Source organism: Streptomyces sp. DSM 41931 (genome assembly GCF_050271085.1).
Lineage (GTDB): Bacteria > Actinomycetota > Actinomycetes > Streptomycetales > Streptomycetaceae > Streptomyces > Streptomyces albogriseolus.
Genome location: NZ_CP189902.1, coordinates 1,632,936 through 1,647,912, shown reverse-complemented (window position 1 = coordinate 1,647,912; position 14,977 = coordinate 1,632,936). Strand labels below are relative to the sequence as shown.

Below are 14,977 nucleotides of genomic sequence, written 5' to 3'. Positions count from 1 at the left end.
CTGGACACCGTCCACTGTACGGGCCGTGCCCCCGCCGCGGGTCCGCCCCGCCGTAGGCTGAGCCGCCATGACCACCAGCAACGCCGCCACTCCCGGCACCGACCCCGCGGTCCTCGAGGAACTGACCCGTCTGCGCGACAGCATCGACAACATCGACGCGGCCGTCGTCCACATGCTCGCCGAGCGCTTCAAGTGCACCCAGCAGGTCGGCCGGCTCAAGGCCGAGCACCGGCTGCCGCCCGCCGACCCGGGGCGTGAGGCCCGCCAGATCGCCCGGCTGCGCGCCCTCGCCGAGAGCGCCAAGCTCGACCCGGCCTTCGCGGAGAAGTTCCTGACGTTCATCATCGCCGAGGTGATCCGCCACCACGAGCGCATCGCGGACGACACCGCGGGCGCCACGTCGTGAGCGGGTCGGGGGCGGGCCCGGGGCGCGGCGGGGAGTGACAGGGCGGCCCGCGCGGTGCATGCTCGCTGTGCACGCGTTGTCGGCCCACGAGCACCGTCCGTCAGTGCCCGGACCCCCCCGTCCGGCCCTGACGAGGAAGGACGTGCGCCATGCCGCCCACCGCCCGCATCCTCCTCGTCGACGACCACGAGGACACGCTGTTCGCCCTGGAGAGCGCCCTGGCCCCGCTCGGACAGCCGCTGGGCCGGGCCACCAGCGGCGACGAGGCGCTCAAGCAGCTGCTGCGCGGCAACGTCGGCGTGCTCCTGCTCGACGTCCACATGCCCGGTGCCGGCGGCCTCGACGTCGTGCGCTGGATGCGCCGCCTGGAGCAGACCCGGCACATACCCGTCGTCCTGCTCACCGGCTTCGCCCGCGACCACCGGCTCGGCGCCGCCGCCTACCGCCTCGGCGTGGCCGACCTCGTCACCACCCCCGTCGACCCCTGGGCGCTGCGCACCAAGGTGCGCCACCTCCACGACACCCATCAGCACAGGCTCGCCCTGGAGGCCGAGGTGCGCTCCCTGCGCGCCCGGCTCGACGCGGCCGGCGCCCCCGCCGCCCGCCCCGCGCCGCCCCCGCCGCACGCGCACGTGCCCCCCGCACGGCCTCCGGGGGCGCACACCGCGGGGCTCGGCGGGGACCGGACATAGGCCGCGTACCCCATCCTCCTCTGTGCCGCGCCGACGCCATCAGGCAGCATGGCGTGCATGTCCGTACTGACGCGCGACGAAGCGCAGAACCGAGCACAGCTCATCGACGTCCACCGCTACACGATCGCCCTCGATCTGACCGCCGGGGACGAGACGTTCGACTCCCGCACCCTCATCAGGTTCGGCGCCCGCGCGGACGCGGACACCTTCGTCGAGATCAAGCCCGCCGAGCTGCGCTCCGTCACGCTCGACGGACAGCCCCTGGACCCCGCCCTCCTCGACGACGGCCGGCTCCCGCTGAAGAACCTCACCGCCGGCGAGCACGAGCTGCTGGTCGACGCGCGCATGCGCTACTCCCGCACCGGCGAGGGCATGCACCGCTTCACCGACCCCACCGACGGCGAGACCTACGTCTACACCCAGCTCTTCCTGGACGACGTGCAGCGCGTCTTCGCCGCCTTCGACCAGCCCGACCTCAAGGCCGTCTTCGAGCTCACCGTCACCGCGCCCGACCACTGGACGGTCCTCGCCAACGGCGTCACCGAGCACACCGGCGGCGGCGTGTGGAAGGCCGCGCCCACCCCGCCCGTCTCCACCTACCTGGTCGCCGTCGCCGCGGGACCCTGGCACTCCGTGCGCACCGAGCACCGCGGCCTGCCGTTCGGCCTGCACTGCCGCCGCTCCCTCGCCCCCCACCTGGAGGCGGACGCCGAGGAGCTGCTCGAGATCACCCGCGCCTGCTTCGACCGCTACCACGAGAAGTTCGAGGAGCCGTACCCCTTCGACTCCTACGACCAGGCCTTCGTGCCCGAGTTCAACGCGGGCGCCATGGAGAACCCCGGCCTTGTCACCTTCCGCGACGAGTTCGTCTACCGCTCCGCCGTCACCGACACCGAGCGGCAGCGGCGCGCCATGGTCGTCGCCCACGAGATGGCCCACATGTGGTTCGGCGACCTCGTCACCCTGCGCTGGTGGGACGACATCTGGCTGAACGAGTCCTTCGCCGAGTACATGGGCTACCAGACCCTCAACGAGGTCACCCCCGCGAGCCCCGGCGGACAGCCGCCCCGCTGGCGCGGCGCCGACACCTGGACCGACTTCGGCGTCTCCCGCAAGACCTGGGGCTACGACGCCGACCAGCGGCCCTCCACCCACCCCGTCGCCCCGGAGCACGTCGAGGACACCGCCTCCGCGCTGCTCAACTTCGACGGCATCTCCTACGCCAAGGGCGCCTCCGCCCTGCGTCAGCTCGTCGCCTGGCTCGGCGAGAAGGACTTCCTCGCCGGCATCAACACCCACTTCGAGCGGTACCGCTTCGGCAACGCCGGCCTCGCCGAGTTCATCGGCTCCCTCGCCTCCGCCACCGAGCGGGACGTGCACGCCTGGGCCGACGCCTGGCTGCGCACCAGCGGCGTCGACACGCTCACCGCCTCCGTCGACGCGGTGCCCGGCCGGTGGACCCTCACCCTGGACCGCGAGGGCGGCCGCCCGCACCGGGTGACCGTCGGGGTCTACGACCGCGACCTCAGCGACGGACGCACCCTCACCCTGCGCGAGCGCTACGAGACCGACGTGCCGGGGACCGCCGCCCCCGAGCCGCGCCCCGGCACCCGCCCCGCCCTGGTCGTCCCCAACGACCTGGACCTGACCTACGCGAAGATCCGCCTCGACGACACCTCCCTGGAGACCGCCCTGCGCGGCCTGTCGGGCGTCCCCGACGCGCTCACCCGGGCCGTCGTCTGGAACAGCCTGCGCGACATGGTCCGCGACGGCGACCTGGCCCCCTCCGCCTACCTGGCCACCGCCGCCGCCCATCTGCCCGAGGAGACCGACGTCGCCCTCGTCCAGGGCGTCCTCGCCTTCGCCTCCGGAGAGGTCGCCGACCACTACCTCGCCCCGGACCGGCGGCCCGCCGCGCTCGCCACCCTCACCGACCTGTGCCGCGACCTGATCCGCCGCACCGAGGACGGCGACCACCCGGGCCTGCGCCTGGTCGCGGTGCGCCACTGCATCGACGCCGCCGCCCGCCCCGAGACCATCGCCGCCTGGCTCGCCGACGGCACCGTCCCCGGCGGGCCCGAGCTGGACCCGGAGCTGCGCTGGCGGATCCTCGCCCGGCTCGCCGTGCTAGGCGCGGCCGACGAGAGCGCCGTCGCCGAGGAACTGCGCCGCGACCCCAGCGCCGCCGGCCAGGAGGGCGCCGCCCGCTGCCGGGCCGCCCTGCCCGACCCGGACGCCAAGGCCCGCGCCTGGGACGCCATGTTCGGCTCCGACGACCTGTCCGCCTACCTGTTCACCGCCACCGCGCAGGGCTTCTGGCAGCCCGAGCAGGCCGAACTGGTCCGCCCGTACGTGGCGCGCTACTTCAAGGACGCCGTGGCGGTCGCCGCGCGCCGCGGCCCCGCCATCGCCACGGCCGCCGGACGCTGGGCCTTCCCCGCCCACGCCGTGGACGCCGAGACCCTGAAGCTCGGCGAGAAGACGCTGCGCAAGGCCGACCCCGTGCCGGCCCTGCGCCGCCAGTTCACCGACCGGCTCGACGACCTGACCCGCGCCCTGCGCGTCCAGGAGGCCTGAGACCGGGCGGGAGAACGGCGCGGGGGCGCCGCCGGACGGACCGGCGGCGCCCCCGGCGGGCACCCGTGTGAGGGACGGTCGGAACAGGGACCGTCAGAACACCGGCGTGCCGTCCCGGGTGAGCCGCCAGTCCTCCGACGCGAAGTCCTTCGGGTCCAGCACGCCCTTGGCCGTCGCCCACTCCGCGATCCGGGTGCGGATCTCCGTCGACTCCGCCCACAGCTCCGGCGCCGACGCCACGTGCGGGAACGCACCGCCGCCGTTGGCCCGGTAGTTGTTCACCGCGAACACGAACCGCTGCGCGTCGTCCACCGGGGCGCCGTCGAACGTCAGGTTCCTGATCCGCGACCCGGCCGGCTGGGCGATGTCGATGTCGTACCGCAGGCCCGACACGTAGTCGTAGTTGTAGTCCGGACGGCCGTTCGCGTTCGTCAGCCTGTCGACGTCCACCGGCGCGCCCGCCGCGGTCTGCACGAAGTACGCCGCCGAGTACTCCAGGTACGCCCGCACCTGAGCGCCCGTCAGCAGCTTCGCCACCAGCGTGTTGTCGTACACGTACAGGCTCGACAGGTCCCGGATCGTCACCTCGCCCGCCGGGATCTCACTGGTCCGCGAGAACGGCGACGCCTGCGACAGCACCGGCAGCGACGCGTACTCCGTGCCCGCCAGCGCCTCCCGGACCACGTCCTCCTGCACCTTGCTGATCAGGTCGATGATCGGCGCGTCCTTGTACCGCGCCTCCACCGTCGTCAGCGTCTCGGTCGCCGTCCCCACCACCTGGTTGACGTACGCCACGACCTGCGCGTGCTCGTCGCCCAGCAGCCGGGTGATCCGCGGGTCGTCCTCCACCGTCGCCGCGTCCCGCAGCGACGCCCTGACGGACTCCACCCGCCAGCGGCCCCGCTCGAAGGTGAGCTCCACGTCGAAGAGGGTCAGCCGCTCGGCGTAGCACAGCGGCTCCGACAGCACGACCTCCCTGCCGGTCTTCTCGTTGGTCACCCGCAGCTCCGCGATCTCCGCGTGCGCGTGACCGACCAGGATGGCGTCGATGCCCGGCACCTGCCGCGCCACGTTCGCCGCCGCGTTCTCCACGTGCAGCAGCTGGTCGCCGTAGGAGGACGTGCCGGAGGTGCCCGAGTGGGCGGAGACCACCACGACGTCCGCGCCCATCGAACGCAGCTTCGGCACCCACGCCGCCGCCTGCTCCTCCAGGCCCGGGAAGGTCAGCTTCCCCTGCACATAGGCCTTGTCCCAGATCGCGATGCCCGGGTTGGTCAGCCCCAGCACCGCCACCTTCACCGGCGGCGCGCCCTTCACCCGGAACGTCTTGATGAAGTACGGCGGGAAGGCGGGCTTGAGCGTCTTCGCGTCCAGCGCGTTGGCGCCCAGCAGCGGGAAGTCGCACTGCTCCTCGAACTTCCGCAGCGTCTCGATGCCGTAGTTGAACTCGTGGTTGCCGAGCGCCACCGCGTCGTACCCGATGGCGTTCATCGCCTGCGCCATCGGGTGCACCGGACCGCCCTCGGCGGTGATCGGGTCCACCTTGGCGTAGTAGTACGTCAGCGGGGTGCCCTGGATGGTGTCGCCCGCGTCCAGCAGCAGGGTGTTCTCCCGGCCGCGCTCCTGGCGGATCCGGTTCACCAGCGTGGACACGCGGGCCAGCCCCTGCGCGTTGCCCGCCGGGTCCTGGTACTCGGCGTCCTTGTAGTAGTCCCAGTTGAAGACGTGACCGTGCAGGTCCGTGGTGCCCATCACGGTCAGTGCGTACCGCTTCACCGGCTTCTTCCCCCGTCCCGCATGCGGCGCGGCCTCGGCCGCCGGGGTGGCCACCGTACCCGCCAGCGCCACCCCCGCCCCCGTGACGGCGGACTTCTTCAGGAACTTCCGGCGGTCCAACGGCATATCAGGCTCTCCTTGTACGGCGACGGCGCACAACGCGCGTAGATTCGCCCGATGATTCTGACCTGAACACGTCGATCCGGAACAGCTCTGACAGGTTTCGATCCGGTGACCGCGGCCGCCCGCTCGTCCGAGCGGCCCCGCGCGCACTTCAACGCTTGTCAATACCCCTTCACCCGCACGCCGTTGAGTCGTCATGCGCCCCCACATCACTACCCGCCGGTAAGCCCTAGGGTCGAACCATGCGCCGAGCGAAAATCGTCTGCACCCTGGGACCCGCGACGGACTCGTACGACCAGATCAAGGCCCTGGTCGACGCCGGAATGGACGTGGCCCGCTTCAACCTCAGCCACGGCGAGCACGCCGAGCACGAGGAGCGGTACCGAAGGGTGCGCGAGGCGGCCGACGAGACCGGCCGCAGCGTGGGACTCCTCGCCGACCTTCAAGGCCCGAAAATCCGCCTCGGCCGCTTCGCCGAAGGCCCCGTACTCCTTGAACGCGGGGACTCCTTCACCATCAGCGTCGAGGAGGGCGTCGAAGGCGACCGCCACCTGTGCGGCACCACCCACGCCGGCCTCGCCGAGGACGTCACCCCGGGGGAGCGCGTCCTCGTCGACGACGGCCGGGTCACCCTCGAGGTCACCGCCGTCGACGGCCCCCGGGTGCACACCACCGTCGTCGAGGGCGGGGTGATCTCCGACCACAAGGGCCTCAACCTCCCCGGCGTCGCCGTCTCCGTGCCCGCCCTCTCCAAGAAGGACGAGGACGACCTGCGCTGGGCGCTGCGCACCGGCTTCGACGTCGTCGCCCTCTCCTTCGTCCGCAGCGGACGCGACATCAAGGACGTCCACCGCATCATGGACGAGGAGGGCCGCCGGCTCCCCGTCATCGCCAAGATCGAGAAGCCGCAGGCCGTCGAGGCCCTCGACGAGATCGTCGCCGCCTTCGACGGGATCATGGTGGCCCGCGGTGACCTGGGCGTCGAGATGCCGCTGGAGCAGGTGCCCGTCGTCCAGAAGCGCGCCGTCACGCTCGCCCGGCGCAACGCCAAACCGGTCATCGTCGCCACCCAGATGCTCGACTCGATGATCGACAACGCCCGGCCCACCCGCGCGGAGGCGTCCGACGTCGCCAACGCCGTCATCGACGGCACCGACGCCGTGATGCTCTCCGGCGAGACCAGCGTCGGCAAGTACGCCGTGGAGACCGTGCGCACCATGGCCCGCATCGTCGAGGCCGCCGAGGAGGACATCCTCGCCCGCGGTCTGCCGCCGCTGACCGAGCACAACAAGCCCCGCACCCAGGGCGGCGCCGTGGCCCGCGCGGCCGCGGAGACGGGCGACTTCCTCGGCGCCCGCTTCCTGGTCGCCTTCACCCAGTCGGGCGACACCGCCCGCCGTCTCTCCCGCTACCGCTCGCCGATCCCGCTACTCGCCTTCACCCCGGACCCGGCCACCCGCTCCCAGCTCAGCCTGTCCTGGGGCGTGGAGACCTTCCTGGGGCCGTACGTCCAGTCCACCGACGCGATGGTCGACCAGGTCGACGAGCTGCTGCTGCGGTACGCGCGCTGCGCGAAGGGCGACACGGTCGTCATCACGGCCGGCTCCCCGCCCGGGGTCTCCGGCTCCACCAACATGGTCCGCGTCCACCACATCGGCGAGGACGGCAGCCCCCGGTAACGCGGCCGGCCGGACAATATGCAAAGAAGCGGATGTTCACCGGAAAGGCGGACATCCGCTGCCAAATAGTGACCTTGGATTCTGAGGAAAAGTACCCCGGGTCGGATTCGAACCGACGCTGGATGGTGTTTGAGACCATTGCCTCTACCGCTGGGCTACCGGGGCGCCCTGCAAAACGAAGGTCGACGGTCACCCGCCGTGCCCCCACCTTACCGCAGCTGGGTACGCTCTTGTCAGCAGTACCGGCCTGCCTCGCCCCAAGGAGCCCACGTTGAGCGCCCCCGAGTCGCCCCAGCCCGCAGACGTGCCCGACGACGACAAGTCGCACGTGCCGCCGATGACGACCCGCGTCGTCATCGCCGAGGACGAGGCACTGATCCGGCTCGATCTCAAAGAGATGCTCGAGGAGGAGGGGTACACGGTCGTCGGCGAGGCCGGCGACGGTGAGCAGGCCGTCGAGCTGGCGCGCGAGCACCGCCCCGACCTGGTGATCCTCGATGTGAAGATGCCCAAGCTGGACGGCATCTCCGCGGCCGAGAAGATCGCCGAGGAGTCCATCGCCCCCGTGTTGATGCTGACCGCCTTCTCACAGCGCGACCTGGTGGAGCGGGCGAGGGACGCGGGCGCGATGGCGTACCTGGTCAAGCCGTTCAGCAAGAGCGACGTGGTGCCGGCGATCGAGATGGCGGTCTCCCGCTTCACGGAGCTGAAGGAGCTGGAGCGCGAGGTCGCCGACCTCAGCCAGCGCCTGGAGACCCGCAAGCTGGTGGACCGCGCCAAGTCGGTGCTCCAGACGCAGTACGGGCTGAGCGAGCCGGCCGCGTTCCGCTGGATCCAGAAGACCTCGATGGACCGGCGCATGTCGATGCAGCAGGTCGCGCAGGCGGTCATCGACGACGCCGAGGAGAAGAAGGCCGCGAAGGGCGGCTGACCGGACGTCACACCGACGACGAAGGCCCGCACCCCCTGCACGGGGGTGCGGGCCTTTCGCTTCCGTCCGGTCAGTCCTCGCCGAGGTAGGCCTTGCGGACCGACTCGTCGTGGAGCAGGTCGCGGCCGGTGCCGGAGAGGACGATGTTGCCGACCTCCATCACATGGCCGTGGTCGGCCAGCGACAGGGCCGCCTGGGCGTTCTGCTCGACGAGCAGGATGGTGGTGCCCTGGGACTTCAGCTCGGCGATGGTCGCCATGATCTTCTGCATCATGATCGGCGACAGACCCATGGAGGGCTCGTCGAGCATGAGCAGCTGCGGACGGGACATCAGGGCCCTGCCCATGGCGAGCATCTGCTGCTCACCGCCGGACAGGGTTCCGGCGGCCTGCTTGCGGCGTTCCCCGAGGATGGGGAAGAGGTCGTAGGCGCGCCGGATGTCCTGCTCGATGCCCTGCTTGTCGCTGCGCAGGAAGGCGCCGAGGCGCAGGTTGTCCTCGATCGTCATGCGCGGGAAGATGTGCCGCCCCTCGGGGGAGTGGGCAAGACCCAGCGAGACGATCTTGTGGGCGGGGACCTTCTTCAGCGACTTGCCGTTGAACTTGATCTGGCCGCCGACCGGCTTCAGCAGCCCGGAGAGCGTGCGCAGGGTGGTGGTCTTGCCGGCGCCGTTGGTGCCGATCAGGGTGACCACTTCGCCGGCGTCGACGCTGAACGAGATGCCCTTCACGGCCTGGATCTTGCCGTAGGCGACTTTCAGGTCCTCGACCTCGAGGAGTGCGGTCATCGGTCGTTCTCCTTGCCGGGCGCGGCGTCCGTGGGGGCCTCGGCCTCCGTCTGCGCCTGTGCTTCTGTCTCGGCGTCCGTGGCCCCGGCGTCCGCGGGGGCGTCGGCCTCCGCCTCGGTCTCCGGCCGCGGGTCCGCGTCGGCCGTCTCCTCGGCCGCGGGCGCCGTGGCGCGGGCCGACTTGGCCGCCTCCGCCGCCGCTTCCGCGGCCTCGACCTCGGCGACCTCGGCGGCGCCGGGGTCGTCCGCGAGCGGCTCGCCGATGTACGCGGCGATGACCCGCTCGTCGCCCTGGACGGTGGCCGGGTCGCCCTCGATCAGCTTCTGGCCCTGGACGAGCACGGCGACCCGGTCGCAGAGGTTGAAGATGAACCGCATGTCGTGCTCGATGACGAGGACCGCGGTGCCCTGGTCGCGGATGGCGAAGATGAGTTCCTCCGCCGCCCGGGTCTCCTGGGGGTTCATGCCCGCGGTGGGCTCGTCGAGGAGCAGCAGGCCCGGCTCGCTGGCGAGCGCGCGGGCGATCTCCAGCTTGCGCTGCTCGCCGTAGGGGAGGTTGCGCGCGAGCTGGTCGGCCTTCTCGGCGAGCCCGACGAACTCCAGCAGCTCCATGGCGCGGGCGCGGGAGGCGGCCTCGGCCTTGTGGAAGCCGGGCCCGCGCAGGACGGCCGACCAGAAGCCCTCCTTGGTGCGGGTGTGGCGGCCGACGAGCACGTTCTCCAGGACCGTCATGTTGGCGAACAGCCGGATGTTCTGGAACGTGCGGGCGATGCCGGCCGCGGTCACCTTGAAGGACTTGGGCGGCAGCACCTTGTCCTTGTAGCGGACCTCGCCCTCGGTCGGGATGTACAGCCCGGTGAGGCAGTTGAAGAAGGTGGTCTTGCCGGCGCCGTTGGGGCCGATCAGACCGACGATCTCGCCGCTGCGCACGGTGAGGTCGACGTCCCGGACGGCGGTGAGGCCGCCGAACCGCATGGTGACGCCGCGCGCGTCGAGGACGACGGTGCCGGGGGCGGGCGCGCCCGCGGCGGTGTCCTTGGTGGTGGTGTCGGTGGTCATGGTGGTCAGGCCCCCGTCTTGCTCAGGACTGTGGGCGCGTCGGCCTCTTCGTGGAACTCCAGCTGGCGGCGCCGGTTGGGGATGAGGCCCTCGGGACGGAAGCGCATCAGCAGCACGAGCGCGAGACCGAACGCGAGGAGCTGGTAGTCGCCCAGGAACTGGAGCTTGTTGGGGATCAGGAAGAGCAGCGCCGCACCGATGAGGGGTCCGGCGATGGTGCCCATGCCGCCGAGCACGACCGCGGCCAGCAGGAAGGCGGAGTTGGGCGGGGTGGTGCCGGCGAACAGGTACTGCTCGGGGGTCACGGTGTAGGTGACGTGCGCCTGCACCGTGCCGGCGAGGCCGGCCAGGGTGGCGCCCACGGCGAAGGCGATGAGCTTCACCCGGAAGCCGTTGATGCCCATGGCGAGCGCGGCGGTCTCGTCCTCGCGGATGGCGACCCAGGCACGGCCGATGCGGGAGTCGCCGCTGCGCCGGAAGACGAGGACGACCACGGCCGTGATGAGCAGCATCAGGAAGAAGTAGTTCGCGAACCGCCCGATGGTGAAGCCGCCGATGTCGTGCGCGACGCCCAGGTCGAAGCCCAGGATGTTCAGGTCCGGGATGGACGCGATGCCGTTGGAGCCGTTGGTGATGTCCGGGCCCGAGGTGCCGTCGGTGTTGTTCACGGCGATACGGAAGATCTCACCGAAGCCGAGGGTCACGATGGCCAGGTAGTCGCCGCGCAGCCGCAGCGTCGGCGCGCCGATCAGCACACCGAAGACCAGCGAGGCCAGGGCGCCGACCAGGACGGCGGCCCAGAAGGGGAAGTGCACGCCGAACGGCGAGCTGGGCGAGCCGGAGACCAGCGCGGCCGCGTAGGCGCCGACGCCGAGGAAGGCGACGTAGCCGAGGTCGAGCAGGCCGGCGAGGCCGACGACGATGTTCAGGCCCAGGGCGACGGTGGCGAAGATCAGGATGTAGACGCCGAGGGTGGCGTACTGGTCGTCGGTCTGGGTGAAGGGGAACAGCGCCGCCGCGACGAACGCGCCGCACACGGTGATGTTCTGGTGGCGGGCGCTGATCTGGGAGGCGTGGGCGATCAGGCCGGAGCGGTTCAGCGCGCTGAAGCCGAAGCCGGCGGTGATCAGGAAGCCGACGAACAGCTCGTCGTACTCGGTGCCGATGCCGTAGGTGAAGACGACCAGGCCGACCGCCAGGACGGCCACGATGATCAGGATCTCGGCGTAGGACGGCAGCGTGCGCACGGGGCGCGGGGAGCCGGAGGCGAAGGCCGCCCGCAGCACCGCCAGGGCGTGTCCGGTGTCGTGCTTGAACTGCTCCCAGCCGCCGGCCTCGGGGTCGATCGGGTCGGGCTCGGGCCGCTCGAAGGGGAGGGCCAGGGCGCCTATGAGGGCGATGAGCGTGGCGGCGGCGACGAGGTAGCCGCCGGGCTCCAGGTTGACGACGCCGCCGAGGTCGACGCTGATCGAGACGACGGTGTACCAGGCGGTGGCGAAGGTGCCGAGCACCGCGTACTTCACGGCCGCGTCGGCGCCGGCCGGAGTGAGCCAGCCCAGTCCCCTGACGCCGTAGGAGGCGAGGCAGAACAGGGTGGCGAGGGCGCCTCCGACGAGGACGAGCACCTGGAGGCCGCCCGGGTAGCCGTAGACGGTGAGGTCGCCGGGGAAGGCGGACGTCCAGGTCCAGGCGAGGAAGGTGGAGACGACGGCGAGGACGCTGCCGCCGGTGGCGAGGGCCCGCCCGAGGTTCGCGGGGATGCCGATGAGCCCGGAGGGGGTGTTCGGGGCGGGTGCGGCCACGGTCTTGTCTGCTGTGGTCTGTGTGGTCATCGGTGTCACGCCCTGTCCGCGACGCGCTCGCCGAGCAGGCCCTGGGGCCGGAACAGGAGCACGAGGATGAGGAGGATGAAGGCCCAGACCTCGGCCCAGGACTGGCTGCCGAACTGGTCCAGGCCGGGGATGTCCGCGATGTAGGCGGTGGCCAGGGTCTCGACGACGCCGAGGACCACACCGCCGATCATGGCCCCGTAGATGTTGCCGATGCCACCGAGCACTGCCGCGGTGAAGGCCTTGAGGCCGAGGATGAAGCCCATCTTGAAGTCGATCTGGCCGTACTTCAGACCGCTGGCGACACCGCCGACGGCGGCGAAGACGGCGCCGAGGGCGAACGCGATCACGATGATGCGGTCGGTGTTGACGCCCATCAGCTTCGCGGTGTCCGGGTCCTGCGCGGTGGCCTGCATGCCGCGGCCGGTGCGGGTCCGCATCACGAAGTAGGCGAGGAACGCCATGCTGATGGGGGCGGCGACGATCAGGAAGATGTCGCCGGTCTGGATGGTGGCGCCGCCGATGGAGAAGGGGCCGCCCTCGATCTGCGGGAAGGCCAGCTTGGACTTCGCCTCGGGGTAGAAGGCCCAGACGGCCTGCTGGAGCGCGAGGGAGAGTCCGATGGCGGTGATCAGCGGGGCCAGACGGGGCGCGCCGCGCAGCGGGCGGTAGGCGAACCGTTCCGCTCCGATGGCGACCAGCACCGAGGCGATCATGGCGCCGATCAGCATGAGCGGCAGCGCGACCCACATGGAGGTGCCGTCCGGCAAGACGTACAGATGCACGGTGATGGCGCCGAAGGCGCCGACCATGAAGATCTCGCCGTGGGCGAAGTTGATGAGCTGGACAATGCCGTAGACCATTGTGTAGCCGATGGCGACCAGGCCGTACATGGATCCCAGTAGCAGGCCGTTGACCAGCTGCTGCGGCAGTTCGTTCACCGCATGTCCTCCGAGACTTTCGGAATGTTCGACGGATGGGCCGGAACCGAGTCCGCGCGGGGCGCCAGTGGAACAGCGCCCCGCGCGGCTCGTGTGAGTGGTGCGGCGGAGATCAGCCGGTGAAGGTGCCCGACTTCACGGTGGCCCAGTCGCCGCCCTTGACGGTGTAGACGGTGAGCTGCTTGTTGGTGGCGTCACCGAACTCGTCGAAGGAGACCTGGCCGGTCACACCGTCGAAGGAGACGTCCTGCATGGCGTCGACGACCTTGGCGCGGGCGTCGTCGGGCAGCTTGCCGTCGTTGTCCTCGACGACCTTCTTGACGGCCTCGATGATGGCCCAGGCGGAGTCGTAGGAGTAGCCGCCGTAGGCCTCGTAGGCCTCCTTGTAGCCCTCGGCCTTGTAGTTCGCGACGAACTCCTTGGCGGACGGCAGGGACTCGACGGGCGCGCCGACGGAGGTGGCGAGGTCGCCGGTGCCGGCCGCGCCGGCCAGCTTGATGAAGTCGGCGCTGTAGATGCCGTCACCGCCGACCAGCGGGATCTTCGCGCCCGCTTCCTTGATCTGCTTGCTCAGCGGACCGGCCTGCGGGTACTCGCCGCCGTAGTAGACGACGTCGGCGCCGGAGTTCTTCACCTTGGTGGCGACGGCGCTGAAGTCCTTGCTCTCCGGGTTGATGTGCTCGGTGCCGACGACCTGGCCGCCGAGCTTCTTGAACTCCGCGGTGAAGGTGGCGGCCAGACCGGCGCCGTAGGTCTTCTTGTCGTCGATGACGAAGACCTTCTTCTTCTTGGCGTCGTTGAAGACGTACTGCGCGGCGAACGGGCCCTGGATGGCGTCCGTGGTCGCGGTGCGGAAGTACGACTTGTACGGCCGCTCCTTCTCCTTGGCCCAGTTCACGCCCTGGGTGAGGGCGGGGTTGGTGTTCGCCGGGGAGACCTCGACCAGCTTGGCCGTGTCGAAGACCTTCTGCATGGACTCGCCGACGGAGGAGTTCAGCGGGCCGACGACGCCGAGCACGTCCTTGTTGGCGACGAGCTTGGTGGCGTTCTGCTGGCCCACGGAGGCCTGGCCCTGGTCGTCGAGCGCCTCGATCTTGAAGGTGACGCCCTCGACGTACTTCTCCTTGTTGGCGATCTTCGTGGCGAGGTCCACGGAGTTCTTGATGCCCAGGCCGAGCGCGGAGAGGTCGCCGGTCAGCGGCGCGTCGACGCCGATGACCACGGTGGTGTCACCGTTGCCCGAGTCCGAGCCGCCGCCGTTGTCGTCGCGTGAGCCGCAGGCGGTGAGGGTGAGTGCACCCGCCGCCAGGGCGGCGGTGATGGCGATGAGCGAACGTTGACGCACGATCCAGTCCTTTCCCCTGACAGCCGCTTCCCGGTGGAAACGGCCGAGTCGAGCGCTGGGCCGAGTGAGAATCAGGCGGCGCGGTGACTGGCCGTGACTCTAAGCGTGTGTGGGGAATGCGGAGGAGACTCTGGCCAAGGCTGTGACGCTCTTGTTATGACACGACGTATTGCAGAGCGGTACTGAGTGGGGGGAAGAGCAGAATTCCCGCCGTTTTGCCCTGTCCGCATGGTGAGAAACCGCAGGAACCGGCCGGGGAGGTTCAGGTGTATCAGGCGTTTTGCTGATTACCGATTTCTGTTGCCGCAGGCTACCTCCAAGGCCGTGGACAGGTCCCTTGCGTACCGGGCGCCGAGGATGTAGCTGTGCGCCTCCTTTGCGCGCGTGTTACGCAGTGTTACGTCCATGAAAGGGAGTCCGGCGTTCCGTGGCGCTCTTCCGCATTCCGTCACCCGGACGGTCACGGCGATCTTGCGGGAGCCGCCACCATTTACCCGTAAAGGAGTTGCCGGCCTGGAGGTCAGGGACAGGCCGGCGTAGGGCTGGGAAATGCCCAGAACGGTCACCGGAGCGTCGGATTCCGTAAGCACTTGTATAGTGAATTCAAATTCGGGCGACCTCGCCCCCGTGTCCCTGACCTGCATGTACAGGTACCGGAAGGACGTCGTCTGGCTCGGGAAACGGGACTCGGGCGGAGGTTCGGGACGGGGGCGCGTGAAGTGGAGGAGCGCCCCGCCGGCAAGCACGGCGAGGGCGAGGAACGTGGCGGCCGCGGTCCTGCGGTGACGTCTCGTCGTACGGGCCGAAGGCCCGCTCCGGGGGTGCGGGGCGTC

At 70.5% G+C, this 14,977-nt stretch carries 11 protein-coding genes and 1 tRNA gene; 5 read left to right on the top strand and 7 right to left on the bottom strand.

The annotated features are described in order from the left end of the window. The first annotated feature begins 67 nt into the window (after positions 1-67). The 3 genes from ACP7TJ_RS07810 (at position 68) to pepN (ending at position 3,675) form a co-directional block, all read left to right on the top strand. Positions 68-406 carry a chorismate mutase gene (locus tag ACP7TJ_RS07810; protein ID WP_093766671.1) on the top strand — a complete coding sequence of 113 codons (339 nt, stop codon included), beginning with the start codon at positions 68-70 and terminating at the stop codon, positions 404-406. A gap of 149 nt (positions 407-555) precedes the next feature. Continuing rightward, positions 556-1,098 carry a response regulator gene (locus tag ACP7TJ_RS07805; protein ID WP_193457441.1) on the top strand — a complete coding sequence of 181 codons (543 nt, stop codon included), beginning with the start codon at positions 556-558 and terminating at the stop codon, positions 1,096-1,098. A 48-nt stretch (positions 1,099-1,146) separates the two neighbouring features. Next, complete coding sequence (gene pepN, locus ACP7TJ_RS07800; protein WP_427762585.1) at positions 1,147-3,675, top strand: aminopeptidase N; 2,529 nt, start codon at positions 1,147-1,149, stop codon at positions 3,673-3,675. A gap of 93 nt (positions 3,676-3,768) precedes the next feature. Here the strand turns inward: pepN and ACP7TJ_RS07795 are convergent, their stop codons facing one another. Next, a complete protein-coding gene (locus tag ACP7TJ_RS07795) occupies positions 3,769-5,577 on the bottom strand; it encodes a bifunctional metallophosphatase/5'-nucleotidase (protein WP_427762583.1) in 1,809 nt (602 codons plus the stop codon). 239 nt (positions 5,578-5,816) lie between these two features. On the opposite strand from ACP7TJ_RS07795, the gene pyk reads away from it, so the two are divergent. Beyond that, positions 5,817-7,253 carry a pyruvate kinase gene (pyk, locus tag ACP7TJ_RS07790; RefSeq protein ID WP_189911865.1) on the top strand — a complete coding sequence of 479 codons (1,437 nt, stop codon included), beginning with the start codon at positions 5,817-5,819 and terminating at the stop codon, positions 7,251-7,253. A gap of 92 nt (positions 7,254-7,345) precedes the next feature. Here pyk and ACP7TJ_RS07785 read toward each other — a convergent pair. After that, positions 7,346-7,418 (bottom strand) — tRNA-Leu (locus ACP7TJ_RS07785). A gap of 106 nt (positions 7,419-7,524) precedes the next feature. Here ACP7TJ_RS07785 and ACP7TJ_RS07780 point away from each other — a divergent pair. Then, a complete protein-coding gene (locus ACP7TJ_RS07780; protein ID WP_033273066.1) occupies positions 7,525-8,184 on the top strand; it encodes an ANTAR domain-containing response regulator in 660 nt (219 codons plus the stop codon). A gap of 70 nt (positions 8,185-8,254) precedes the next feature. Here ACP7TJ_RS07780 and ACP7TJ_RS07775 read toward each other — a convergent pair whose 3' ends face one another. The 5 genes from ACP7TJ_RS07775 to ACP7TJ_RS07755 form a co-directional block, all read right to left on the bottom strand. After that, entirely contained in the window at positions 8,255-8,971 is a 717-nt protein-coding gene (locus ACP7TJ_RS07775) for an ABC transporter ATP-binding protein (protein ID WP_031018473.1), read from the bottom strand. After that, complete coding sequence (locus ACP7TJ_RS07770) at positions 8,968-10,029, bottom strand: ABC transporter ATP-binding protein (RefSeq protein ID WP_266396280.1); 1,062 nt, start codon at positions 10,027-10,029, stop codon at positions 8,968-8,970. The genes ACP7TJ_RS07775 and ACP7TJ_RS07770 overlap by 4 nt, the downstream gene beginning before the upstream one ends. A 5-nt stretch (positions 10,030-10,034) precedes the next feature. Beyond that, positions 10,035-11,861, bottom strand: coding sequence for a branched-chain amino acid ABC transporter permease (locus tag ACP7TJ_RS07765; RefSeq protein WP_401408182.1), 1,827 nt, complete (start codon positions 11,859-11,861; stop codon positions 10,035-10,037). Between the two features lie 5 nt (positions 11,862-11,866). Further along, positions 11,867-12,799 carry a branched-chain amino acid ABC transporter permease gene (locus ACP7TJ_RS07760; protein WP_193457436.1) on the bottom strand — a complete coding sequence of 311 codons (933 nt, stop codon included), beginning with the start codon at positions 12,797-12,799 and terminating at the stop codon, positions 11,867-11,869. Between the two features lie 112 nt (positions 12,800-12,911). Further along, positions 12,912-14,144 (bottom strand): branched-chain amino acid ABC transporter substrate-binding protein, encoded by a 1,233-nt coding sequence (locus ACP7TJ_RS07755; protein ID WP_266545452.1) that lies wholly within the window; start codon positions 14,142-14,144, stop codon positions 12,912-12,914. Positions 14,145-14,977 lie beyond the last annotated feature (833 nt).